The sequence below is a fragment of the Streptococcus sp. CSL10205-OR2 genome (assembly GCF_025660655.1).
Lineage (GTDB): Bacteria > Bacillota > Bacilli > Lactobacillales > Streptococcaceae > Streptococcus.
In genome coordinates, this window is the sequence record NZ_JAOTIN010000002.1 from 66,433 (window position 1) to 91,585 (window position 25,153).

The 25,153-nt window shown below is 33.6% G+C and carries 24 protein-coding genes and 1 pseudogene; 17 read left to right on the plus strand and 8 right to left on the minus strand.

The genetic code is table 11. The features are described from left to right. The first annotated feature begins 216 nt into the window (after window positions 1-216). From N7659_RS01630 to N7659_RS01705, 16 genes are all read left to right on the plus strand, one after another. Window positions 217-1,293: an aspartate-semialdehyde dehydrogenase gene (locus N7659_RS01630; protein ID WP_263275503.1), complete on the plus strand. Its 1,077-nt coding sequence runs from the start codon at window positions 217-219 to the stop codon at window positions 1,291-1,293. 192 nt (window positions 1,294-1,485) lie between these two features. Next, complete coding sequence (locus N7659_RS01635) at window positions 1,486-1,824, plus strand: ATP cone domain-containing protein (RefSeq protein WP_263275504.1); 339 nt, start codon at window positions 1,486-1,488, stop codon at window positions 1,822-1,824. Window positions 1,825-1,937: 113 nt separating this feature from the next. After that, complete coding sequence (locus tag N7659_RS01640; RefSeq protein WP_263275505.1) at window positions 1,938-2,552, plus strand: hypothetical protein; 615 nt, start codon at window positions 1,938-1,940, stop codon at window positions 2,550-2,552. A 115-nt stretch (window positions 2,553-2,667) separates the two neighbouring features. Then, entirely contained in the window at window positions 2,668-3,519 is an 852-nt protein-coding gene (ylqF, locus tag N7659_RS01645; RefSeq protein ID WP_263275506.1) for a ribosome biogenesis GTPase YlqF, read from the plus strand. Continuing rightward, window positions 3,506-4,279 (plus strand): ribonuclease HII, encoded by a 774-nt coding sequence (locus N7659_RS01650; protein WP_263275507.1) that lies wholly within the window; start codon window positions 3,506-3,508, stop codon window positions 4,277-4,279. The genes ylqF and N7659_RS01650 overlap by 14 nt, the downstream gene beginning before the upstream one ends. 49 nt (window positions 4,280-4,328) lie before the next feature. Beyond that, window positions 4,329-5,171, plus strand: a complete 843-nt coding sequence (gene dprA / locus N7659_RS01655) for a DNA-processing protein DprA (protein WP_263275508.1) — start codon at window positions 4,329-4,331, stop codon at window positions 5,169-5,171. Between the two features lie 93 nt (window positions 5,172-5,264). Beyond that, window positions 5,265-7,379: a type I DNA topoisomerase gene (gene topA / locus N7659_RS01660; RefSeq protein ID WP_263275509.1), complete on the plus strand. Its 2,115-nt coding sequence runs from the start codon at window positions 5,265-5,267 to the stop codon at window positions 7,377-7,379. Window positions 7,380-7,515: 136 nt separating this feature from the next. Continuing rightward, a complete protein-coding gene (trmFO, locus tag N7659_RS01665) occupies window positions 7,516-8,850 on the plus strand; it encodes a methylenetetrahydrofolate--tRNA-(uracil(54)-C(5))-methyltransferase (FADH(2)-oxidizing) TrmFO (RefSeq protein WP_263275510.1) in 1,335 nt (444 codons plus the stop codon). A gap of 113 nt (window positions 8,851-8,963) precedes the next feature. Further along, complete coding sequence (locus N7659_RS01670; protein WP_263275511.1) at window positions 8,964-10,097, plus strand: lactate oxidase; 1,134 nt, start codon at window positions 8,964-8,966, stop codon at window positions 10,095-10,097. A 227-nt stretch (window positions 10,098-10,324) separates the two neighbouring features. Continuing rightward, window positions 10,325-11,077: an ABC transporter ATP-binding protein gene (locus N7659_RS01675; protein ID WP_263275512.1), complete on the plus strand. Its 753-nt coding sequence runs from the start codon at window positions 10,325-10,327 to the stop codon at window positions 11,075-11,077. A gap of 1 nt (window position 11,078) precedes the next feature. Beyond that, window positions 11,079-13,046, plus strand: a complete 1,968-nt coding sequence (locus N7659_RS01680) for an FtsX-like permease family protein (protein ID WP_263275513.1) — start codon at window positions 11,079-11,081, stop codon at window positions 13,044-13,046. A 59-nt stretch (window positions 13,047-13,105) separates the two neighbouring features. Then, complete coding sequence (locus N7659_RS01685) at window positions 13,106-13,897, plus strand: helix-turn-helix domain-containing protein (protein WP_263275514.1); 792 nt, start codon at window positions 13,106-13,108, stop codon at window positions 13,895-13,897. An 82-nt stretch (window positions 13,898-13,979) separates the two neighbouring features. Further along, window positions 13,980-14,396: a VOC family protein gene (locus N7659_RS01690; protein ID WP_263275515.1), complete on the plus strand. Its 417-nt coding sequence runs from the start codon at window positions 13,980-13,982 to the stop codon at window positions 14,394-14,396. 48 nt (window positions 14,397-14,444) lie between these two features. Beyond that, a complete protein-coding gene (locus tag N7659_RS01695; RefSeq protein ID WP_263275516.1) occupies window positions 14,445-15,110 on the plus strand; it encodes a response regulator transcription factor in 666 nt (221 codons plus the stop codon). Then, window positions 15,107-16,042, plus strand: a complete 936-nt coding sequence (locus N7659_RS01700) for a sensor histidine kinase (protein WP_263275517.1) — start codon at window positions 15,107-15,109, stop codon at window positions 16,040-16,042. The genes N7659_RS01695 and N7659_RS01700 overlap by 4 nt, the downstream gene beginning before the upstream one ends. 54 nt (window positions 16,043-16,096) lie before the next feature. Next, window positions 16,097-16,750: a DUF4767 domain-containing protein gene (locus N7659_RS01705; RefSeq protein ID WP_263275518.1), complete on the plus strand. Its 654-nt coding sequence runs from the start codon at window positions 16,097-16,099 to the stop codon at window positions 16,748-16,750. Between the two features lie 96 nt (window positions 16,751-16,846). Here the strand turns inward: N7659_RS01705 and xerS are convergent, their stop codons facing one another. Continuing rightward, window positions 16,847-17,917: a tyrosine recombinase XerS gene (gene xerS, locus N7659_RS01710; RefSeq protein WP_263275519.1), complete on the minus strand. Its 1,071-nt coding sequence runs from the start codon at window positions 17,915-17,917 to the stop codon at window positions 16,847-16,849. Between the two features lie 258 nt (window positions 17,918-18,175). Here xerS and N7659_RS01715 point away from each other — a divergent pair, with 258 nt between their 5' ends. Next, window positions 18,176-18,796, plus strand: coding sequence for a CadD family cadmium resistance transporter (locus N7659_RS01715; RefSeq protein ID WP_263275627.1), 621 nt, complete (start codon window positions 18,176-18,178; stop codon window positions 18,794-18,796). Between the two features lie 48 nt (window positions 18,797-18,844). Here N7659_RS01715 and N7659_RS01720 read toward each other — a convergent pair whose 3' ends face one another. The 7 genes and pseudogenes from N7659_RS01720 to ffh form a co-directional block, all read right to left on the minus strand. Beyond that, window positions 18,845-19,588: a MerR family transcriptional regulator gene (locus N7659_RS01720; RefSeq protein ID WP_263275520.1), complete on the minus strand. Its 744-nt coding sequence runs from the start codon at window positions 19,586-19,588 to the stop codon at window positions 18,845-18,847. Between the two features lie 117 nt (window positions 19,589-19,705). After that, window positions 19,706-20,764, minus strand: a complete 1,059-nt coding sequence (locus N7659_RS01725) for an LLM class flavin-dependent oxidoreductase (protein WP_263275521.1) — start codon at window positions 20,762-20,764, stop codon at window positions 19,706-19,708. Window positions 20,765-20,888: 124 nt separating this feature from the next. Further along, a pseudogene (locus N7659_RS01730) lies at window positions 20,889-21,414 on the minus strand (DUF1697 domain-containing protein). Window positions 21,415-21,434: 20 nt separating this feature from the next. Continuing rightward, on the minus strand, window positions 21,435-21,875 hold the full coding sequence (locus tag N7659_RS01735) for a YkvA family protein (protein WP_263275522.1): 441 nt from the start codon (window positions 21,873-21,875) through the stop codon (window positions 21,435-21,437). 145 nt (window positions 21,876-22,020) lie between these two features. Continuing rightward, on the minus strand, window positions 22,021-22,740 hold the full coding sequence (locus N7659_RS01740; RefSeq protein ID WP_263275628.1) for a DUF3307 domain-containing protein: 720 nt from the start codon (window positions 22,738-22,740) through the stop codon (window positions 22,021-22,023). 7 nt (window positions 22,741-22,747) lie between these two features. Continuing rightward, window positions 22,748-23,428, minus strand: coding sequence for a SatD family protein (locus tag N7659_RS01745; RefSeq protein ID WP_263275523.1), 681 nt, complete (start codon window positions 23,426-23,428; stop codon window positions 22,748-22,750). 161 nt (window positions 23,429-23,589) lie between these two features. Then, on the minus strand, window positions 23,590-25,137 hold the full coding sequence (gene ffh / locus N7659_RS01750) for a signal recognition particle protein (RefSeq protein ID WP_263275524.1): 1,548 nt from the start codon (window positions 25,135-25,137) through the stop codon (window positions 23,590-23,592). Window positions 25,138-25,153 lie beyond the last annotated feature (16 nt).

The following is a 25,153-nucleotide window of genomic DNA, read 5'->3' on the forward strand; positions in this document are numbered from 1 at the left end:
TTTTTCGAAACCATTTTTGCGCAGGGAAGTCATTAACGCAGTAGCGGACTTTGAAAAGATGTGTGAACCGTCTTTTCACACTGATAAAGTGCCCTTAATCCCTTTCCGTTTGGAGAGGGATTTTTTTATTAAAAATCATCATTATAACTATTCAAAATCGTAAAAAAATAGTATGATAGAACAATAATATCTAAAAAGAAATGAACGAGGAATAATATGACTTACAATGTTGCAATTGTCGGTGCTACAGGTGCTGTAGGACAACAAATGATTAAAATGCTTGAAAAATCAAGTTTACCTGTGAAAAATTTAAGATTATTAGCATCAAAGCGTTCTGTTGGAAAAACTTTTTTATTTAAGGAGCAATCCATTTCTGTTGAAGAAACAACTGAAAACTCGTTTGAAGGTGTTGATATTGCCCTTTTCTCTGCCGGTGGTAAAACCTCTGCAAAATTCGCACCTTATGCGGTTAAAGCTGGAGCAGTTGTGATTGATAACACTTCTCATTATCGTCAAAATCCTGACGTTCCTTTAATTGTCCCTGAGGTTAATGCACATGCCCTTAACGACCATCATGGCATTATTGCTTGTCCTAACTGTTCAACGATTCAAATGATGATGGCATTAGAACCCATTAGACAAGAATGGGGACTTGAGCGTATTATCGTTTCAACCTATCAAGCTGTATCAGGTGCTGGGGCACAAGCAGTTGAAGAGGCTAAAAAGCAAATTAGTGACGTGATTAATGAAGGGACAGCCGTAACTGAAGTAGAAGCAAATATCCTACCATCAGGTGGTGATAAGAAACACTATCCAATTGCTTTTAATGCCCTGCCACAAATTGATCTCTTCACTGACAATGACTATACTTATGAAGAGATGAAAATGACTAAGGAAACAAAGAAAATCATGGAAGATGATGCCATTAAAGTATCAGCAACCTGTGTTCGTGTTCCTGTTTTGACAGCTCACTCGGAGTCAGTTTATATTGAAACAAAAGAAGTAGCAGATATTGAAGCTGTTAAAAAAGCCATTTCAGAATTTCCTGGTACTGTTTTAGAAGATAATCCGGCAGAACAAATTTATCCTCAAGCCATTAATGCTGTTGATAAAACAGAAACATTTGTTGGGCGTATTCGACGTGACCTTGACATTGAAAACGGTATTCACATGTGGGTGGTTTCTGATAACCTCTTAAAAGGTGCCGCATGGAATTCTGTACAAATTGCTGAGAGTTTACATGAACAAGGACTTGTTCACCCAACAAAAGAACTCTTATTTGAATTAATTTAGTAAAGATGGCTGAGCCATCTTTTTGATATAATAGAAATAACACAACTCTTTATTAATAAATTATTCTTTCTCATTAATCTTTAAAATACATTTATTTATCATAAAAGAAATAATAAAGCTTGACAAAATCACTTAAGACCTAGATAATATTAATAACAAATACCCTTCCTTATGAATAGAAAAGAGGTTTCTATGCAAATTATCAAACGCAACGGCCAAGTCACTGATTTTAACCCAGATAAGATTTACCAAGCAATTTTAAAAGCAGCACAAACGGTTTATGCTTTGGATGAAGAGTTACGACAAAAACTGGCTCAAGTGACTAAAAAAGTCGTGATAGACTTAGAAGAAGCACAAGTAGAACGTCCTACCATCAATATGATACAATCTTTAGTTGAAAATCGCTTAATTGAAGCGGGTTACATTAAGATTGCTGAACGCTATATTGCCTATCGTTTACAGCGTGACCTTGAACGAAATGGTTACGAAGATCATATCAATGTACACCTCAGATTTGAACAAATATTATAATAATAAAAAACCTTGCCAGACAAGGTTTTTTACGTTACAATGGAAATAAGTATAACAATGATATTTTTATATAGTCATTCTTATACTATTTTTAAACAAAGAAAGGGTTTACAATGAAAAAATTTTTAATAACTGGTTTTGTTGCCATTGGTCTTTTAGGATTAATTGGTTGTTCAAATAATTCAGACTCATCTAAATCTGATATTTCCGAAAAAATAACCTCTAAAAAAGAAGAGGATAATTCAAGCAATATTTCTGAAAAAATAACAAAGAAAGATCTTAAATTAACACAAAAAGGTGGAGATGACCGAGTTGGTTATTATGATATTCCTGAGGACTTTTTTGATTTTACCGATATTGATCACCCTGAAAGTGATGATATTCAGTATTCTGATATCACCACTAAAAATATTATCACTTTAAATGTCATTGACACTTCAAGTCTTTCAAAAGAAGAGCAAGAAGCTCTTACAGCACAAGTGGCGGCTGACAATATAGCTAGTTACCTACAAGAAGACAATAACTTAGAAGATATCGAATTATTTTATTATAACGAATTTCAAGATAAAGTCTATCAAGACCTTGCGACTTATAAAACTGGTGAAGTCTTGTCAGTGAATCTTTTTGAACATGATGGAAAAATTTATTATTTTGCGATAGAAGGATCAGAAGAATTTGTTGATACCTATTGGGCACCAATTTTAGATAGTTTTAGCACAACAAAATAACATATTAAAAATCATTAGAAAATTCTAATGATTTTTCTTTAGTTGTAGTTTACGGGATAAATTATGATAAAATAAATAGGTAAACGTCTCGTAAAAGTGAAAGGAAAAAATTTTTATGGCAACTATTCAATGGTTTCCTGGCCATATGTCAAAAGCTAGGAGACAAGTGCAAGAAAATATTAAATTTGTCGATTTTGTAACAATTTTAGTCGATGCTAGGCTGCCTTTTTCCAGTCAAAACCCTATGTTATCAAAAATTATTAGTGATAAGCCAAAACTATTAATTTTAAATAAAGCTGATTTAGCTGATCCAGTCATAACTAAAGAATGGCGACATTATTTTGAAAAACAAGGTATCACAACCTTAGCTATTAATTCTAAAGAGCAAGCCACCGTTAAAAAAGTAACTGAAGCTGCTAAAAAACTAATGGCAGATAAAATCAATCGTTTAAAAGAACGAGGCATTCAAAAAGAAACCTTAAGAACAATGATTGTTGGAATTCCAAATGCTGGAAAATCAACTTTAATGAATCGTTTAGCTGGGAAAAAAATAGCAGTTGTAGGTAACAAACCTGGTGTTACCAAGGGACAACAATGGTTGAAATCAAATAAAGAGTTAGAAATTTTAGACACTCCTGGTATTTTATGGCCAAAATTTGAAGACCACTTGATTGGTCTTAAATTAGCATTAACCGGAGCTATAAAAGACACCTTATTGCCCATGGACGATGTTACTATTTTTGGACTTGATTTTTTTAAAACATATTATCCTGAACGCTTGAAAGAACGCTTCAAGGGCATTTCATTAGAAGATGAAGCACCAGACATCATTATGACAATGACAAAAAAACTTGGCTATCGCGAGGACTACGATAGATTTTATAGCCTATTTGTTAAAGAAGTCAGAGACGGCCGTTTGGGAACGTTTACTCTTGATAGAATTGAGGAAATCGATGCTAACAATTAAGAAAATTAAAACACTTTTAGCAAACGTTAATAGCATTGATGACCCAACCTTCCAACAATTTCTAGATGATGAGCGAATTGGTGTCCAAAACCTTCTCAAGAAGCGAAAAAAAGAAATAAAACAACAAAAAAATGAATTAAAACGGCTTGAACAGATGCTTTCTTATGAAAGAGATCTCTATCAAAAAGGGTTTTCTCTTATTTGTGGTATTGATGAAGTAGGGCGTGGTCCCTTAGCTGGCCCAGTTGTTGCAGCAGCTGTTATTTTACCTGAAAACACTTTAATACCAGGATTAAATGACAGTAAAAAAATCCCTAAAAAGAAACACCATTCTATTTATCAGAAAGTGATGGAAACTGCTTTGGCTATTGGAATTGGAATTATTGATAACAAAGCTATTGACGATATCAATATTTACCAAGCTAGTAAGTTAGCCATGCTTGACGCTGTTTCAAAACTAGAGATCACTCCTGATTTTCTTCTAATTGATGCTATGACCCTTGATTGTGATATCCCACAAGAAGCAATTATCAAAGGTGACAGCAAAAGTTTATCGATTGCAGCAGCCTCAATTGTTGCCAAGGTAACAAGAGATCAATTAATGAATGACTATCACAGTCAGTACCCTCTATATGATTTTAATAACAATTCGGGCTATGGTACCAAAAAACATCTGGATGCCTTAAAAGCTTATGGCATAACACCTATTCATCGTCAAACATTTGAACCTATTAAATCAATGCTTAATAAATCATTTTAAAACCAGTCTTTTTGGCTGGTTTTTTCGAATAGTCAGTTGAGAGGTGAATATGAATAATTTTGAACTATTTAAATTGAAAAAAGCCGGACTAACAAATCAACACTTGTTAAATCTACTTGATTATCGAAAAAAACACGACGAGAAATTATCACTAAAAAATATAGCAGTGATCTCAGGTGTCAAAATACCAAGTCAGTTTATACAAGCTTATAAGGCACTTGACCATCAAAAATTAAAAAAATCCTTCTATCAATTTCCAACATTATCAATTCTTGATGACCACTATCCAGAAGCTCTAAAAAATAGCCACAATCCCCCTGTTTTATTATTTTATCAAGGAAACATAGAATTACTTTCTCACCCAAAAATAGCAGTAGTAGGCGCTAGGATGGCTAGTCAAAAAGGAATTAAGATTGTTAGAAAAATTATTTCTGAACTTGGTAATCGCTTTGTCATTGTTAGCGGACTAGCTAAAGGGATTGACACGGCTGCTCATTTGTCAATATTAAAAAATGGTGGAAAAACAATAGCCGTTATAGGGACAGGTTTGGATGTCTATTATCCAAAGGAAAATGAGTTGTTACAAGAGTATCTTGCTAAAAATCATTTAATTATTTCTGAATATGAACCAAAAACCCAACCTTTGCGTTATCATTTCCCAAAACGAAATAGAATTATTGCAGGACTTAGTCAAGGAGTCATCGTTATCGAGGCGAAATTACGTTCTGGCAGTCTCATTACTTGCGAAAGAGCAATGGAAGAAGGACGTGATGTATTTGCTGTACCAGGTAATATTTTGGATGGTAAATCTGAAGGTTGTCATAGACTAATAAAAGAAGGCGCAAAATGCATTACATCAGGCTTAGATGTGATTTTAGAGTATCAAAATTAAAAGCTGTTTTCCTATAGAAAAACTTTTTTTGTTGACAGGTGCTAAAAAAAGGGTTATCATGCTAGTTGCTGATAAAAAATAAGGAAGTCTAGTATGCCTACAACATTAAAAACAAAAAAGAAAACAGGAAAGAAAAAAACAACGGCTAAAAAGAATTTAGTCATTGTCGAATCCCCTGCTAAAGCAAAAACCATTGAAAAGTACCTTGGACGACAATATAAAGTGGTAGCCAGTGTCGGACACATTCGTGATTTGAAGAAATCAAGCATGTCAATCGACTTTGATAACAACTATGAACCACAATACATTAATATTCGCGGAAAAGGTCCCTTAATCAATTCTCTCAAAAAAGAAGCTAAAAATGCCAAAAAAGTCTATCTTGCAAGCGACCCAGACCGTGAGGGAGAAGCTATCTCTTGGCATTTAGCCCATATTCTCGACTTAAAAGAAGGCGATAAAAATCGCGTCGTCTTTAACGAAGTGACCAAAGAGGCTGTTAAAAATGCTTTCATTGAGCCTAGAGAAATTGATATGGACTTGGTTGATGCACAACAAGCCAGAAGAGTTCTTGACCGTATTGTTGGTTACTCTATTTCTCCAATTCTTTGGAAAAAAGTCAAAAAAGGATTGTCGGCAGGACGTGTTCAGTCCATCGCTTTAAAACTGATTATTGATCGTGAAAATGAAATAAAAGCATTTATTCCTGAAGAGTACTGGACCATTGATGGTGTCTTTAAAAAAGGAACTAAAAAGTTTCAAGCCAATTTTTATGGACTTGATGCCGATAAATTAAAACTTAAAGATAATGATACTGTCAAAGAAGTCTTAAAACGCCTTAAAGGTAATGACTTTATTGTTGATAAAGTTGAGAAAAAAGAGAGAAGAAGAAATGCTCCTTTGCCTTATACAACCTCATCTCTTCAACAAGATGCAGCCAACAAGATTAACTTTAGAACGCGTAAAACAATGATGGTAGCACAACAGCTTTATGAAGGTCTTAGTCTTGGTCCTGCTGGTCATCAAGGGTTAATCACTTATATGCGTACCGATTCAACACGTATTAGTCCAGTTGCACAAGCAGAAGCGGCTAAATTAATTACAGAACGTTTTGGTAGTCAATATTCTAAACATAGCCAAAAAGTAAAAAATGCCAGCAGTGCTCAAGATGCCCATGAAGCTATTCGTCCATCAAGTGTCACACACACACCAGAAAGTATTGCAAAATACTTAGACAAAGACCAATTAAAACTTTATACTCTCATTTGGAATCGTTTTGTTGCTAGTCAAATGAAACCGGCTGTCTTTGACACTGTAAAAGTCAGTCTTTCACAAAATGGCGTTATGTTTGTTGCAAATGGTAGCCAAGTTAAATTTGATGGTTACTTAGCGGTCTATAATGATTCTGATAAAAGCAAAATGCTTCCAGAAATGGCTGAAAAAGATGTCGTCAAAAAAGTTTCAGTTAACCCTGAACAACATTTCACGCAACCACCAGCAAGATTTTCTGAGGCAACCTTGATTAAAACCCTAGAAGAAAACGGCGTTGGTAGACCATCTACCTATGCGCCAACACTAGAAACCATTCAGAAGCGTTACTATGTTAAACTCTCTGCCAAACGATTTGAACCGACAGAACTTGGTGAAATTGTTAATCGATTAATCGTCGAATTCTTCCCAGATATTGTTGATGTGACTTTTACAGCTGAAATGGAAGAAAAACTCGATCAAATCGAAATTGGTAAGGAACAATGGCAGAAAGTTATCGATAGTTTTTACAAACCTTTTGAAAAAGAACTCGCCAAAGCAGAAAAAGAAATTGAAAAAATTCAAATTAAAGATGAACCTGCTGGTTTTCTCTGTGATGTTTGTGGTCATGAAATGGTGATTAAGCTTGGTAAATATGGCAAGTTTTATGCATGTAGCAACTTCCCAGATTGTCGCAACACAAAACCTTTCACAAAGGAAATCGGAGTCACTTGTCCACTTTGTCATCAAGGTCAAGTCATTGAAAGAAAAACAAAACGTAATCGTATTTTCTACGGTTGCAGTCGCTACCCTGAGTGTGAATTCACTTCGTGGAACTTACCAATTGGTAGAAATTGCCCTAAATCAGGTGATTATCTGGTTGAAAAGAAAATCAGAGGCGGTGGCAAACAAGTTGTTTGTAGTAATGAAAATTGTGATTACGAAGAAGAAAAAATTAAATAAAGAAACTAAGTTTACATAATTATGTTTATGTAAACTTTATTTTTTACTATCGTTTAAACTAAAATATTTTGTTATAATAACAGTATTAAAATAGAAAGATTTGAACTAGGGAAACCTAGTAAGAGGTATTAGTGTCATGTCTCAATCTTATATTAATGTTATTGGTGCAGGTTTAGCTGGAAGTGAAGCAGCCTATCAAATTGCTAAACGAGGTATTCCAGTTAAACTCTATGAAATGAGAGGGGTTAAAGCAACTCCTCAACATAAAACCGACTTTTTCGCTGAATTGGTTTGTTCTAACTCGCTTCGTGGGGATAGTTTAACCAATGCGGTCGGACTTTTAAAAGAAGAAATGCGTCGTCTAGACTCCGTTATTTTAAAAGCTGCAGAAGATTCAAGAGTACCAGCAGGTGGCGCTTTAGCAGTAGATAGAGAAGGTTTTTCAAAAAGTGTTACTGAACTCATTAGCAATCACCCTCTTATTGAAGTTATTCGAGAAGAAATAACTAGTATTCCAGACGATGCTATCACTGTTATTGCAACTGGTCCTTTGACATCTGATGCTTTAGCCAGCGAGATACATCGCTTAAATGGTGGTGATGGTTTTTACTTTTACGATGCAGCTGCTCCCATTATTGACAAAAATACCATAAACATGGATAAAGTCTACTTAAAATCACGTTATGACAAAGGTGAAGCTGCTTATTTAAATTGTCCAATGACTAAAGAAGAATTTATAGCTTTTCATGATGCATTAACTACAGCAGAAGAAGCACCTCTTAATGCCTTTGAAAAAGAAAAATACTTTGAAGGTTGCATGCCAATTGAAGTCATGGCTAAACGAGGTGTAAAAACCATGCTCTATGGGCCAATGAAGCCTGTTGGACTAGAATATCCAGAAGACTACAAAGGAAAGCGTGATGGCGAATATAAGACGCCTTACGCAGTTGTCCAACTAAGACAAGATAATGCCGCAGGAAGTCTTTTTAATATTGTTGGTTTTCAAACGCACCTAAAATGGGGAGAACAAAAACGCGTCTTTTCCATGATTCCAGGATTAGAAAATGCTGAATTCGTCAGATATGGTGTTATGCACCGGAACTCTTATATGGATTCCCCAAATTTATTAGAAGAAACCTTTAGATCACGCATAAAACCTAATATTTTCTTTGCAGGTCAAATGACAGGAGTGGAAGGCTATGTCGAATCAGCAGCCAGCGGTTTAGTGGCTGGCATTAATGCCGCTAAATTATTCAAGAATGAAGAGGCTGTGATTTTTCCTCAAACAACAGCTATCGGCAGTTTACCTTATTATGTCACTCATGCTGAAAGCAAACATTTCCAACCTATGAATGTCAATTTTGGAATTATTAAAGAACTAGATGGTCCTAGAATTAGAGATAAAAAAGAACGTTATGAAAAAATAGCAGAGAGAGCCCTCTCAGACTTAGAAAATTTTATTACAGTTTAAAACAAGGTAAATCTACCTTGTTTTTTATTTCAAACGCATCATTTGACAAGAGTAAAACAGAGTATTAAGATATAAAATCATTAAGACATTTTTAGAAAGAAAGAGGCATTTTTATGACAATCACAAATGGTTATGAACAATCAGATCGCGAAGAGAAATTAGCAATTTTAAATCTCCCAAGTTTGGAAGATAGAGCAAAAGAAATCATTCCAACAGGTGGATTTGGTTATATTACAGAAGGTTCTGAATACGAATGGACTCTAAAAGAAAATACGAAGGCTTTTGATCATGTTCAAATTGTTCCTCGTGTCTTAACAAGCGTTGAAAATCCTTCCACTGAAACACAACTGCTTGATATTAATCTATCAATGCCAATTATTGCAGCTCCTGTTGCCGCACAAGGCCTAGCTCACGCTAGAGGGGAACTAGCAACAGCAGAAGGGATGGCAAATGCTGGGACTATCATGAGTCAAAGTACTTATGGTAATGCAACTATTGAAGAAATTGCAAAAGCAGGAGAAGGAGCACCACAATTTTTCCAACTATATATGAGTAAAGATTGGGAAATCAACAAAACTTGGCTTGATGAAGCAGTCAATTCTGGTGTAAAAGCCATTGTGATGACAGTAGATTCAATGCTTGGTGGCTATCGTGAAGCTGATATTATCAATAATTTCCAATTCCCAATTCCTATGGGAAATCTTGAGAAGCTATCAGCAGGAGATAGTGAAGGAAAAGGTATAGCTGAAATCTATGCTGCAGCAGCACAGGTAATCTTGCCTTCAGATGTCAAAAAAGTAGCTGATTACACAGGACTTCCAGTCTTTGTGAAAGGGATTCAAAGCCCAGAAGATGCTGAAATTGCTATTGAAGCAGGGGCAGCAGGTGTTTGGGTTTCTAACCATGGTGGTCGCCAGTTAAATGGTGGGCCTGCTTCATTTGATGTTTTAAAAGCAATAGCAGACAAAGTGAATAAACGAGTACCAATTGTTTTTGATAGTGGTGTTCGTCGTGGCTCACACGTTTTTAAAGCATTAGCAAATGGCGCTGACATAGTTGCCATTGGTCGTCCTATCTTATATGGATTGTCTTTAGGTGGAGCCCAAGGCGCACAAAGTGTTGTTGAACACCTTAACCATGAATTAAAAATTGTGATGCAACTAGCTGGCACGCAAACGGTTGAAGATATCAAAAAAGCAAAATTAATTCGACAAAATCCAATCAATGATTCTTTAGCAGAAAAATAATTGCTAATAAGTAATAAAAACTAGGCATACAATGCCTAGTTTTTTGATTTCTTGGTGTGTTAAAAACAAATTTCTTTTCTTACAAAATTGTAAGATTTTCTAAAAAAAGTGTAAGGTAATCTTTTCCTTTTGTGTATTATAATAATAGTACAAATAAAAAACTTATGATATATTATTATTACCAAAAACATTTAATATATCTTACCTAATGATAAAAGGAGTTGCTTATGTTTTTAGAAATTAATCATTTAGAAAAAGTTTATCGTACACGTTTTTCTAAAGAAGAAACCAAAGCTCTACAAGATGTTGATTTCAAAGTAGAAGAAGGTGAATTTATCGCCATTATGGGTGAAAGTGGTTCTGGAAAAACAACACTTTTAAATATTCTGGCAACACTTGATAAGCCAACAAAAGGTAGTGTTGTTATGGATAATAAAGATATTACAACGATTAAACCAAATCAGTTAGCAGATTTTCGCTTGCAACATTTGGGGTTTGTGTTTCAAGAGTTTCATCTTTTAGACACACTCACTATTAAAGATAATATCTTTTTGCCTTTAGTCTTGAGTCGTGTTCCTCACAATGAAATGGAAAAACGTTTATCTGTTATTGCTCCAAAATTAAAAATTGATGGTCTTTTAAATAAGCGACCTTTTGAAATTTCTGGCGGGCAAAAACAAAGAGTTGCCATTGCTAGAAGTTTAATCACACAACCTAGATTAATCTTAGCTGATGAACCAACAGCAGCTTTAGATTATAAGAATTCCGAAGATCTACTAAACCTTTTTGAAACTATCAACAATGATGGACAAACCATTTTAATGGTTACGCATTCAGCCAATGCAGCAAGTCATGCCAAGCGTGTTTTATTTATTAAAGATGGCCGTATTTTCCATCAAATGTATCGTGCTAATAAATCAACTACAGAATTTAGTAAGGAAATTTCACTCTCTATGGCAGCTTTGTTAGGAGGTGAGTAGGATGTTTTATCTCAAATTAGCGATTCAAAATATTAGAAAATCATTAAATAATTTTCTTCCTTTTATTCTGGCCAGTTTAGTTTTATATACTTTGGTTTGTTCCAATTTTCTAATCATGTTAAGTCCTATGTCTGATACAATGAAATATGGGACAATGACGCTATCTCTAGCTGCTATTGTTTTAACCATTTTTTCTGTGATTATGGCTGTTTATAGTTTTAATTTTTTGATGAAACAACGTAGCAGAGAATTTGGTTTGTATCATATACTAGGGATGAAGAAATCACAAATCAGCTTAATTGCCAGCTTAGAGTTAATCATTATTTATGTCAGCCTGATTATTTTAGGGAGTCTGTTAAGTATTGTTTTTGCTAATTTTCTCCACTTAGTTTTCATTAACTTAATTCACGTTGAATTAACTTCTTTTAAAATAACTGTTTTACCATTTATTTTTACTAATCTTATCTTCTTAGGTATCTTTTTAATCCTTGAATTGTTCAATTTATGGTTTATCAAGAAAACTTCACCACTTGCTCTATTTACAAGTAGAGAAAAAGGAGAAAAAGAGCCAAAAGGAAATATTGTTTTGGCACTGTTAAGTATTGTTTTTCTAGGCATTGGCTATTATTTATCACTAAGTTCATCAAAAATTGCCGCAATAGCAGTGCTTCAGCGTTTCTTCATTGCTGTTATTTTGGTTATCATTGGTACTTATCTTTTCTATATCAGTTTCACAACTTGGTATCTTAAGAAAAAAAGAAATCAGAAAAATTATTTTTACAAGCCTGAACATTTTATCACTGTGTCCCAAATGATTTTCAGAATGAAACAAAATGCTGTTGGATTAGCTAACATTACTTTACTGGCTATCATGGCTTTTGTCACTATTGCAACAACTTTTTCTTTATATAGCGCAACACAAAAACTAGCTGATGAAAGTTTTCCTAAAAATACAAGTTTGACATTTTTTGGAGAAACAAAAGATGAAGCACGTTCATTATTCGAAGAATTAGTTGTCAAAAAACTAGACAGAGAAATAGAAGGGCCTAAGTTTTTCTCCAGTTTAGTAGGATTCAACGTCTCTACCGGTAAGGACTTAACAATTAATGAGGAAGCTATTACAAATCCCGATCCTTCAAACTTAGCTTTTATTTATCTTGTGACACAAGATGATTTTCGTAGTTTAGGTAATGATTTACCCCAACTAAAAGATGATGAAACAGCCTTCTTTGTTCAAAAAGGAAACAGTCAGTTTGAAACAATTACTTTTTTTGACTACCACTTTAAAAATATTAAAAACTTTAAGACGGTTCACTTTCCTCCAGCTGTAAATACTTATAATTCAGGAGTGTTAGTGGTAAGTAACGATGAGATTTTTAATGATATTTCATCAAGATATCAAGAAGTATCAAATAATGGTATTAATAGTCCGTCCAATTACACTGTATTTACAGACTTATCAGACCAAGAATTGACAGTTCTAAAAAGTAAAGATTTTGAAGATTCTATAGTGAATAACGAAGGATTTCCTATTGCTTTTATTTCTACTAAAAAAGAACATATGGAGGACGCTTATATTACAACAGGTGGGTTCCTCTTTACTGGCTTTTTACTAGGCTTTAGTTTCTTATTAGGCGCAGCACTTATTATCTATTACAAGCAATACACAGAAGGAAACGAAGATAAAAAATCCTATCAGATTTTACAAGAAGTAGGAATGAGTCAAAAAGCTGTTAAAAAGACAATTAACTCACAAACAATCTTTGTCTTCTTTATGCCACTTGCTATGGCAATCATGCACTTTATTGTTGCCTTAGTGATGCTAAAACAAATGTTAATTCTGTTTGGTGTGACTAGTGATCATTTGGTCAATGGTGTTTCATTTATCACCATCGCTATCATTGTGATCATCTACTTTATTATTTATAAGTTAACAAGTCGAACCTATTATAAAATCATTGAAAGATAAAAAGTAGCGAATATTCGCTACTTTTTTGATAAAATAAGATAAGACGTTCTAGAAAGGAAGTGGTTATCATCCATTCCCTAACCATACAAATCAATGAAATCATTACTTATATAAAAGAACAATACAATACCATCGACTCTATTGATGCATTAGCAAATCACTTTGGTTATAGTCCTTTTTACTTTTCACGTGCCTTCAAAAAGGAAACAGGTTTTTCCATCAAACAATTTATTTCTTCTTTAAAAATGGAAGCAAGTATTAATAATCTGGTCATCAAAAATAATAGTGTGTTAGCTTCCCATTTGAAAGCTGGTTTTCTCAGCGCAACAACTTTTTCAAAGAATTTTGAAAAGCAGACAGGGGTAACACCAAAACAATATCAAAAAAGTTTAAAACGTTTATATGCTTTTATGAAAGACTATGAACAAATAGAAAAAGTCAGCCATAGCCACTACGAAAAACCAGCAAAACAAGAGTTAAACAGTCAGTGTATTGTCACACTTGACTACCCTAGCTATTATAAGGGTGGCGTTAGTTTTATTGGACTGTTTAAACACCCCATTCCAAATCATCGCCCAATTGTCGGAAAAGCAGTTGTTGGAAGTCAGATCTGTGTTTTAGATAATATTCCTCCTGGAAACTATTATCTACTAGCCTGTTCTATCGAAAAAAACGGACGATTGTCAGACTATTTTGTTTTAAACAAGGCATTACGTTGCAAAATTGATGATGAGATTGCTTTTCCCAAGCAAAATATGGCTATTTTTAATCTGAATTTCAGAGAAGCTCTTCCTGAAGATCCTCCCATCAACATTAATCTTCCTAAGTTACTATTTGATGACTTAAAATAGCAAAGTAGAAGAAGTTTTTATCTCCATTATTTTGTAAACTAATAAGTGTCATAAACTATTTACTTAATAATAGGAGGTTATTATGAAACTAAATGTACAATTAAAATTTGCTGGTAATGCCGAAGAAGCATTCCTCTTTTACAAAAATATTTTTAATACAGATCTATCACCAATTTATCGCTATAAAGACATGGCTGCAATGGGAATGGATAATATTCCTAAAAGCGTTGAAAACTATGTTGCAAATATTATGATTTCAATTGGAGAAAGTAAAATCATAGGGTTTGATGTTTCTGAAGAAGGGTTTAATAGAAGTAAAAACCAAGATACTCTCATTCATATTACTCCTGATTCTAAGGAAGATGCTAAAAGAATTTTTGATGCACTTTCTGAAAATGGAAAAGTAGTCAATCCTATTAATCAAACGCCTTTTGGTTATTATGGTTCCTTGATTGACAAATATGGTGTCGGTTGGGAAGTTTTAATCGAAAACCTTTAAAACACAAAAAGTAGCGAATATTCGCTACTTTTTTGGTAGAATAGAAGTATGAATAAGAAACAAAAACTCTACATTGTTGAAGACGATGAAACGATTGTTACTCTTCTTTCCAATCATTTTAAAAAAGATTACCAGGTTTTTTCTTGTCAAAATTTTAGAGCGATTTTGCAAGAAATCAACGAATTTCAGCCTGATTTGATCTTGATGGATATTTCTTTGCCTTATTTTAATGGCTTTTATTGGACAACTGAAATTCGTAAAACATTAACGACACCCATCATTTTTATCTCTAGTGCCGATGATGACATGAGTGCTATTATGGCAATGAACATGGGCGCCGATGATTTTATTGCCAAACCTTTTTCTCTCAATATCTTAGAAGCCAAATTAACGGCAATTTTAAGACGTGCTTATCAATTTAGTCATAAGGACTATAGTTATAATGACTTTTATTTGACACCTGATGGTGATTTCTTTAAAGATCATCAGCATATTCAATTGTCAAGGACAGAAACTAAAATCATGATAACACTCCTTGCCAAGCCAGGAGAAGTAGTATCCAAAGAAGTACTACTTGAAAAACTTTGGGAGAATGAAGAATTTATCGATCATAATACGTTAAGTGTCAATATGACAAGATTGCGAAAAAAGGTGACTCAAATAGGATTTAATCACATTCACACTGTAAGAGGAGTAGGGTATTTAATCCAATGATAAAAGATTTTTTTAAAGAATATTTTGTGTGGTACGCTCTTTATTTGCTATTAGTGATGACTTTTCTAATCACCTTTATTCTCTATCATTTGCCTCTTGATTACTTTGTCACATCACTATTATTTACTGCTACGTTACTCATTATTGTTAGTCTTTGGCAATTTAGTGTTTACTATCGAAAACGACAAGAATTGGCCGCTAATATCCTTCTAGGAAAAAATAGTTTACTTAATAGTCCTTTGGAAAAAGCTTTTTTAGAGCATTATTTTGCATTAGAAAAGGAACAATTAGTGGAGTTATCGCAATACCGTCGACGTGAGAGAAATCTTCAAAACTTGGTTAAAATGTGGTCACATCAGATGAAAGTCCCCTTGTCAGCTATCTCTCTCATGACGCAAACCAATGAGCTAAAGCCACAAGACATCAATCGACAATTGTTAAGTCTTGATAACTATGTGGACATTCTTATTAACTACTTAAAATTTCACCATCATCAAACCGATTTTAGGTTTGAAAGGATTCATCTAAAAGAAGTAGTGATTGAGATTGTTAAAAAATATCGTCTTTTGTTCTTACATAAAGATATTGACATTGAAATTATTGGGGATTGGGAGATTAAAAGTGACCAAAAATGGTTAACATTTGCAGTGACTCAACTGATTGATAATGCCCTTAAATACACTAAAAAGGGTGGGAAAATCACAATTAAAATGGGAAATTCTCTTATCATTGAAGACACAGGGATAGGTATTTTAAAAGAAGATATCCCAAGACTCTTTGAAGAAGGTTTTACAGGGTACAATGGCAGAGAATATCAAAAAGCAACTGGGCTGGGGCTTTATATGACCAAACGAATTCTTGATGATTTGGAACTTAATATTACCATTGTTAGCGAGATTGACAAAGGAACCAAAGTGATTATTAAAAAATAGTCTAAAATCGTTTAGTTTACATAAATTTATTTATGTAAATAGATAGGAGGAAATATGAAAAAAAATAAGTATTTACCTATTTTATTTGGAGTAGTCGTTCTAGTTAGTGTTTTCAGTTGGTTTATTTGGGGTAATTCACAATCAAACAATAAGTTTTCAAATAATAATGATAATAAGGTAGAACAAACAAGCGAAACTACTGATAAGAAGGATGACACTAAAACAACAGAAACAGAAAATGTAAAAAAATCAGATCAAATAGAAAAAGAGCCCAGTCAAAATCATCTATGGACAGCCGAAAAAGCTCAAGCATTACAATCCTTTATCAGTGAGTGGCAAGTTGAAATGAATCAATTTTATACTAGCTATACACCTGATAGTCCTCTAAATTACTATGGTTACCTAACACCGAAAATAAGCACTGTAGAAAGTGACAGTATGACACCAGCATTAAACGACTCTCCAATCAACGTGGAATGGTCTGATACTGGCGATAAACCTGGTGTTTATAATCTCGTTGCTGTTTATAGTGATTACGAACAAAGTTACCCTGATGTTAAGCATTTATACTATTTTGTTATCAAAGACGGACAATCAATGGTTCTACACACCAGCCAAAATCAAGGAAATGAGAATAATTGGCTATACTTTACTGAAACTGAAAATATCGATTTGAAAAATGGTTTTAAGACGATTGTTGGTCAATAACCTTATTTTATTATTTTATGCGATATGAAAAAAGCCTGACAATAGTTGCAAAACCACTGTCAGGCTTTTAATGTTATAGCAGATGGTATCAGAAAATCATAGCTTATCTAGAGCGTTTTTTTGTTCATCATTAACAATATGAGTATAAAGGTCAGTGACTTGGGTATTGGCATGGCCTAGTTGATGACTGACTAATACTTGTGATTTGGTCGCATCATAAAGTCTCGTTGCGAGTGTGTGTCTTAATTTATGAGGAGTGACTCTGATTTTAAAATCTTCAGAGTACTTGGCAACCATTTTTTCAATACTTGAAGCATCAATACGATTAGGAACACCCCGATACAGACTCAAGAAGAAGGCTGTGTCATTTTTTTCTGCTTGGTAACGTTGTGTTCGAATATTAAGATAATTTTCTAGGTAAGGTTTAGCAAAATTAGCAACATTGACGGAATCCCGTTTGCCACCTTTTCTTGTGACTTCAATGACCATCATTTTGAGATTAACATCTTTTAAATCAAGATTAACTGCTTCTGAGAGTCGAACTCCTGAGGCAAGAAGTAGTGCCAAAATGGCAAGATCTCTTTCTTTGTTTTTGTTAAAAGAAGAAAGGGCACGATTAGAAAGTTGATTAGGATACTCAATTTCAACATATTCAAGGAAATCCATAGTCTCATCGCCTAAAAAGAGTTTTCCTTTGATGTTTTCGGCTCTAGCTGCTAAAGTTTCTTTTTTCTTTTTGGTTGAGACTTTTTTCATGACATTACGGTAAAAATAAGGCTCTCCTTGATCATTTTCAACTTCCTCAGTCAAGTATTTGTATAAACTGGACAAAGCTGAGAGCGTTCGATTGATAGTGGTTTGAGAGACACCGTTTTGCGTTGAATTAGCATTAAGAAGGGGTCTTTCCCTCAGATAACGAATAAAGGCTTCCATATCTTTCTTGGTCAATGTTTCGAGTGTTTTAAGAGGAATATCAGCCATTTTAGGAGCATTTGAGATATCAGAGTCCAGTAACCATTCAAAAAAACGACGATATTCCTTAAGATATTCATAAAGGGTTGTAAAGCTGTAAGGGACTGATAATTTTGATTGATAATAATCTAAAACATACCAGGGCATGATTTTTTTTAAGGCATCAATTTTATCAAGTAGTAGTTTACGTCTCATAAAGTCGGTTTCTTTCTAAGTTTTCTTTAGTCATAGTATAACATAACCTTATATATGTTTCAAGAAAATTATAGTTTTTCGGAAAGATGTTAGAGAGAATTATTTAAACTCTTTAATGATTAAAAATAGCGTTATTTAAATAGCTTTATGAGCTCATAGAACCAATGAATTGACTGCCGTCAAACAGATAATTGTTATTGTTCTTAACTTTAAGCTATAATGACAATAAATAAACTATCTATGAATGAGGTATTAACTATGTTTCAAACTATGATGGCTGGGATAATACTTTATTCTGCCACAGCTATTGATTTAATTATCATTTTGCTAATTTTTTTTGGACGAGCAAAAACTAAAAAACAATACCGAGATATTTATCTCGGACAATATCTAGGGTCACTAATTTTAATGATTGTTAGTCTCTTTTTTGCTTATATTTTAGGATTCGTTCCTCAAAAATGGTTACTGGGATTTTTAGGAATTATCCCAATTTATTTTGGTGTTAAGACACTCCTCACTGATAATTGCGCTGGTGAAGAAAATGCTAAAAAACAATTGCAAGAAAAAGGACTTAGTAAACTACTAAGTGTTGTTGCTTTAGTAGTTTTAGGAAGCTGTGGTGCTGATAATATTGGTTTGTTTGTACCTTATTTTGTGACATTGAATGTGAAAGAACTTATTATTACCCTTTTTGTTTTTATTGTATTAATGTTTTTACTCGCATTTTCTGCTCATAAACTCTCTGATATACCAATTATTGGTAATTTAATAGAAAAATATGGCGTTTGGATAATGGGTGTTGTCTATATAAGCTTAGGCGTTTTTATTATTTTTGAAAGTCAAACCCTACAAACTCTTTTTAATGCTATTATAGGATAGCTTTAAATCATTAAAATACCAGAGATTGATTATCTCCGGTATTTTTAATTAATCAGTATTTTCGTTAACATATTCTTGAATAACATCGCTGATATATTTGGCGGCACCTTCTCCAAATTGATCGATATTTTTTCTAAATTCGTCATCCTGAACATAATTGAGACCAATTTTCCCAAAAATCTCTAAGGAACAATCAAACCCATACTGATTAATAAGATGATAAAGTTCTTCAGCTAGTTTTTTATTTTTAAGTGAAGAAATGTCTTCACCTTTTTTCATTTGGTTTGAAAATTGTGTGAACACAGAATTAAAGGCGTCCGTCATTATTTTTTCGTTACCCTTTTGTTTTTGTTTACTTGCTTCAACAACTTCTTCACCGTATTTTTCTTTGGTTTCTTTTTCATATTTTTGATGGTCTTGATAAGTAAATCCTTTGAATTGTTCTTTGGCTGTCATTTGTAATTTTCCTTCCTCAGCTAAAATCGTTTTTTCTAATGTTTCAATAAGTGTTAGCAGTTTGAATTTTTCTTGCTTCATTAACTCTAATTGATTCTTTAGTTTATTAAGTCGTTGGGAATCATCTTTTGTTAGCAAATCCTTGATTTGTTTTAAAGAAAAACCAAGGTATTTGTAAAACAAAATTGTTTGAAGAGTGGCCAAATCTTCTCTAGTATAGTACCGATAACCATTATCATTTTTTTGTGGTGACAAAAGACCAATTTTATCATAGTGATGTAATGTGCGCACTGATACACCACTTATTTCACTGACTTTTTTAACTAAATAGGTCATTTAGAAATCCTCCTAACACATTTAGTATAAACGATTACCTAAGGTGAGTGTCAACACTTTTTAAAAAAAATAAAAAAAGAACTGATTTCTCAGTTCTTATATATCAAAAGGGCTCATTTAGTTTGCTTCTTTTTCTTTATTAGCAAAGTATTCTCTTACTTTTGGTGCTACTTCTTCTCCAAAAATGCGAATAGCTTTTAAGACATCTTCATGTGGCATTGAACCAACTGGTAAGTGAAGCATGAAACGATCGAGTTTTAAATCTTCAATCATACGGATTAATTTATTTGCAACTGTTTCAGCATCACCAACAAACATAGCACCGTTTGGACCGATTTGTTGAAGGTAGGCATCATAAGTTAACTCAGTCCAGTGTGGTCTGTCTTTACTAATGTTATCAACTAATTGTTTGGTTGGGTAGAAGTATTCTTTTTCAGCTTTTTCTTTATCATCTGATAACCAACCCCATGAGTGAGCTGCGACAGTCATTTTACTTAAATCATGGCCATGTGCACGACCAATTTCACGATAAAGTCTAATCAATTGACCAAAACCACGTGGATTACCACCAATAATCGCATAAACAATTGGAAGCCCCATTTCAGCAATACGTTGTGTGGAGTGGAAATTACCACCTGTTGCTACTTGAATTGGTAATTTGTCTTGAACAGATCTTGGGTAAACAGGTCTATTATTAACAGTTTGTGTGTGTTTTCCTGTCCAGTTCAAATTAGTATTTTCTCTAATTTGAAGAAGCATATCTAATTTTTCGTTAAATAATTCTTCATAGTCATTTAAGTCATAACCAAATAATGGGAATGATTCAATAAATGACCCACGTCCAGCCATAATTTCAGCTCTTCCATTTGATAGAGCATCAATAGTAGCGTATTGTTGGTAGACTCTGACAGGATCAATGGAAGAAAGAATCGTTACTGCACTTGATAGTCGAATATTTTTTGTTTTTGATGCTGCAGCAGCTAGTAAAATTTCTGGCGCTGAGACTGAAAAATCTTCACGGTGGTGTTCACCAATAGCATAAATGTCTAGCCCTACCTCATCAGCTAGCACCATTTCTTCAACCATATTACGGATACGTTCATCATGAGAAATCGCTTTACCTGTTTTTTCAAGTGGTGTTGTTTCTCCAAAAGATGAAATACCTAATTCAATCATGTTATTACCTCACTTATTTAGATTTCGAAATATTTTATGATGTTATTTTACCACTTCTATATCAATTGGTAAAGTATTTTGACTTATTATTAAAATAAAAAATCACTTCATTTAAAAGTGACTTTCATTTTAATAATAATTTTTCAATGACACCTATTTTTCTCATTGTTGCAGTAATTCCTAGGTGTTTCTCCAAGAAATTTGTATTTAATTTCTTTTTAGGAGCATCTTTAGGAAGATAAAGATAAAAGCAGTGCTACCCAACCACTAATTCTTCTTGACCAAAGTCAGTACCTTTTATTTTTGATAAGGCTTCTTCTTCCAAACTATCATTAATAAAAAACCAAGTGAATACGACTTCTGTCGTAAGAATCAGAGAAAGGATTGCTAATTACAGCGTTTTGACAGTCAGCAACTGTTTTAACGATAACTGGCAAATCTACCCCGATTTTTTCTTTGATGGTTTTTCGAATCAAGTTAGCTGACGCTTTCTTAGATAGATTGGTATGCAGAATCAGATTGCCACTTTGGATATGAGTACGAACTTTATAAAAGCCGACCTTCTCAAGAATTGTTACTAAGTAGGACATCTTGGGGATTTTATTTTTTCCCGTTAGCATAACACCTCTAAGAAGGGCAATCAATTCCATTAAAATTTCCTTTCAAGAACTTATGCGTTTTCTTCTTCAATGTCAACAATCTTATCTTTATTTTGTTCTTTACGCCATTTTTGGTATTTTTCTAAATCTGATTGTGCCATTTTCCATCCTTGTGAGAGGATAAAAGCATCGTCTAAGAAACCAAGAAATGGAATGCTATCTGGAACGATATCAAATGGTGTGACAAAATAGATAAGTGCGCTAACAACTAACACAATGACACCTGTTGGAATGTTAGTGTATTTCTTTTTAGCGTAGTTATTAACTAGTGAGGCCATCACTGGTATTGTGGCCAATGTATTACCCGCAACAGGAATTTTATTTAATTTTTTTTCGAGGTCTTTTAAAAACGATTCTACTTTTTGATCGTCTTTTAATATTTTCTTAGCGTCTTCATATCTTTTTTCAATTTCAGTAACGGCAGTGCTGTTTTTTAGTTTATTAAAATCCATTTGTTTCTCTCTTTCTTTGTTTATAACCATTAAATCTCTGATGAGTTTATGAGATTATTATCATTTTGAAATGATTTTATTTATTATAGCATTATTTTTAAAACTAGTCTCAAACCAACCTCTAAATCTTGAGCATTTCTCTCTTTTACCAACCATAAATCATTAAAAATGCAACTACAACAGCAACAATACTAAATAGAGAACCTATTAGATAGTATTCTGCAAAAGCTTGACTTTTTGAAATTTTATCATAGCGGGCAATCGATTTTGCGGTAAAAATCAAGCCAATGGCTGGTATTTGACCCATAATAAGAAATAAAGCTGTCGCAAGACGTTCCAGATTACCGATGACTGCTCCTGCTCCTTTTATGCTTTTTTCTTCAGTTTCTTTAACTTGATACTTTTGAAAGATGATTTTAAAGGCAATATTGATAGGTTTGGTTATCAAGGCTAAAAATAAGGCTAGTTGTACCCACTGATAGTTTTTAAAAAGATAAATCGGCGCGTGATTGGTTTTAAAAAATGAATATAGTATAACAATACAGATAATATGGCAGAGTTGATCGACTAAAAAAGCTAGAACAACACTATTATTTTTTTTGATAACATTATCCAAAGAACATTTGACATAATCAATCACAACATGGCTTAGCCAAACTAATAAATAATAACCGGTGAAACCTGGTGCAAGGATTATTAAAGCAATCATTGGTATAAAAACACCTAGGTAGTGTTTATAGAGGTAACTTCCTTTTAACACTTTTTGATCGGCCATTTCTTGACTTTGAAATTGAAAATCGGCTAGGACATGTGCTAGTAACATTAAAGTCATGACCGGATAAGCTGATAAATAATTTGAAATCATTGTCATATTACTCTTCTCCTTTAGCCTCTTTCTCGCTTATAATCTGTAAAATAGTATTCATTGCTTGACGTTTTAGACGCAAATAAATTTTAAGACCACTAGCTTTAAGACGTTTATTGAAAGCACTTGGTGTGAGTCCTAAAAGGTGGGCTATTTTTTTATGTTCAAATTTTTCATCATAACTATTTTGCTCCAAAAGAGATGTTAGAATTTCTTCTTGGGTTGACGTCCATTTTGATTTAATAAACTCTGCAGCAGCAACAACACTATTGATAGTTTTGCCTAGCGCTTCTTCTTCTACACAAACGGCAATAAAATTTGTGCCGTAGTCATTATTATCATGAATATAGTCGATGGCTTGTCTTGCATACCAGTATGCTGGACCATCCGAACCGATACTTTGTTTTTCATTGATATCAGTTAACATTTCTCCGACACCAATACCAAAGCGAATATGGTAGGGTAAAAAATTTGCCGAAATAGAATCAATCATCTCAAAAACATGATGATTTGGTAACAATAACGCTTGGAATTCATCACCTGTTGTTATAGTAAATGGTGATTTTAAAACTTTTTCATATTTCTTATTGATGTCTGCTATTAATGTCATAAGCTTTTTTTGCGCTTGAGAACGTTCTTTGATTGATTTTGAAGAGATAATATCTCCTATAATTGCAATATAAATCATTCTTATCTCCTTTACAATGTCCATTATAACAGACATTTTTAAAAATGTCCATTAGGACGGAAATTTTAAGGAATGTCCATCATAATAGACATTTTTTAGATTTTTTTCGTATTAAAAACAAAAAAAAGTTTACATAAATAAATTTATGTAAACTAATTATTTTATTTTCTTTTTCTTTTTGCTTTTTTAAGTTTTTTGGCTATTTTTTTCATAGAGTGTTTCATCGCCATTTCACCAATTTTGCCCTTAAAGCCTCCACCAAGTAGTTGGCTCATATCCATATCACCACCACCTAAGGCAGACATATCTGGCATTCCTGGCATACCTCCTTGTCCCAAGCCACTCATATCCATATTCTTAGGCATTTTGCTAGGGTCAATTCCCATTTGTTTCATCATTTTATTCATATCGCCAGACATAGCACCTTGCATCATTGCCTTAGCTTGATTAAAATCTTTAATGAACTTATTGACTTCGATAAAGGAATTACCAGAACCGCTAGCAATACGACGTCTACGACTTGGCGATAATAAATCTGGATTTTCACGTTCTTGAGGTGTCATTGATGAAACAATGGCCCGTTTTCTTGCAATCTCTCTTTCATCTATTTTGAGGTTTGCTAGTGCTGGATTTCCAGCCATTCCTGGAATCATTTTAAGAATATCTTCCATAGGCCCCATGTTTTGGACTTGGTCTAATTGTTCGATGAAATCGTTAAAATCAAAGGTGTTTTCACGCATTTTTTCAGCGAGTTGCATTGATTTTTGCTCATCGTACTCTTGACTAGCTTTTTCAATCAGGGTTAACAGGTCCCCCATACCAAGAATACGGCTAGCCATACGATCTGGATGGAAGGTTTCAATATCAGTTATTTTTTCGCCGGTACCAGTAAATTTAATGGGTTGACCAGTAATATGACGCACTGAAAGGGCCGCACCACCTCTTGTGTCACCATCAATCTTGGTTAACACAACACCAGTAATGTCAAGTTGTTCATTGAATTCACGAGCGACATTGGCTGCTTCTTGACCAATCATGCTATCAACAACAAGCAAGATTTCATTTGGATTAGCTAGAGTCTTGATGTCACGAAGCTCTTTCATTAGAAGCTCATCAATTTGAAGACGTCCAGCCGTATCAATCAAGACATAGTCATTACGATTTTCACGAGCCTTGTTAAGTCCTTGAGTCACAATTTCGACAGCGGAGTGCTCAACACCCATATCAAAAACAGGAACACCAATTTGTTGACCAAGCGTTTTTAACTGATCAATCGCTGCAGGACGATAAATATCGGCTGCAATCAACAAAGGTCTTGCTTTTTCTTCTTTGATCAATTTATTGGCTAATTTACCAGCAAAAGTTGTTTTACCAGCCCCTTGAAGACCAACCATCATAATAATAGTAGGAATTTTAGGTGCTTTTTCAATATGAGATGTTTCTGAACCCAAAACAGTCGTCAATTCATCATTGACGATTTTAACCATTTGTTGTGAAGGATTCAAAGTATCAATGACTTCGTGACCGATAGCACGTGTACGAACACGCTTAATAAACTCTTTAACAACAGGTAAGGCCACATCGGCTTCAAGAAGGGCTAATCTAATCTCTTTAGTGACTTCTTGAACATCTTTTTCAGATAATTTTTTCTTACCTCGTAAATTCTTAAAAACACCCTGTAAGCGTTCTGTTAAACTCTCAAATGCCATTATTATTTCTCCTATT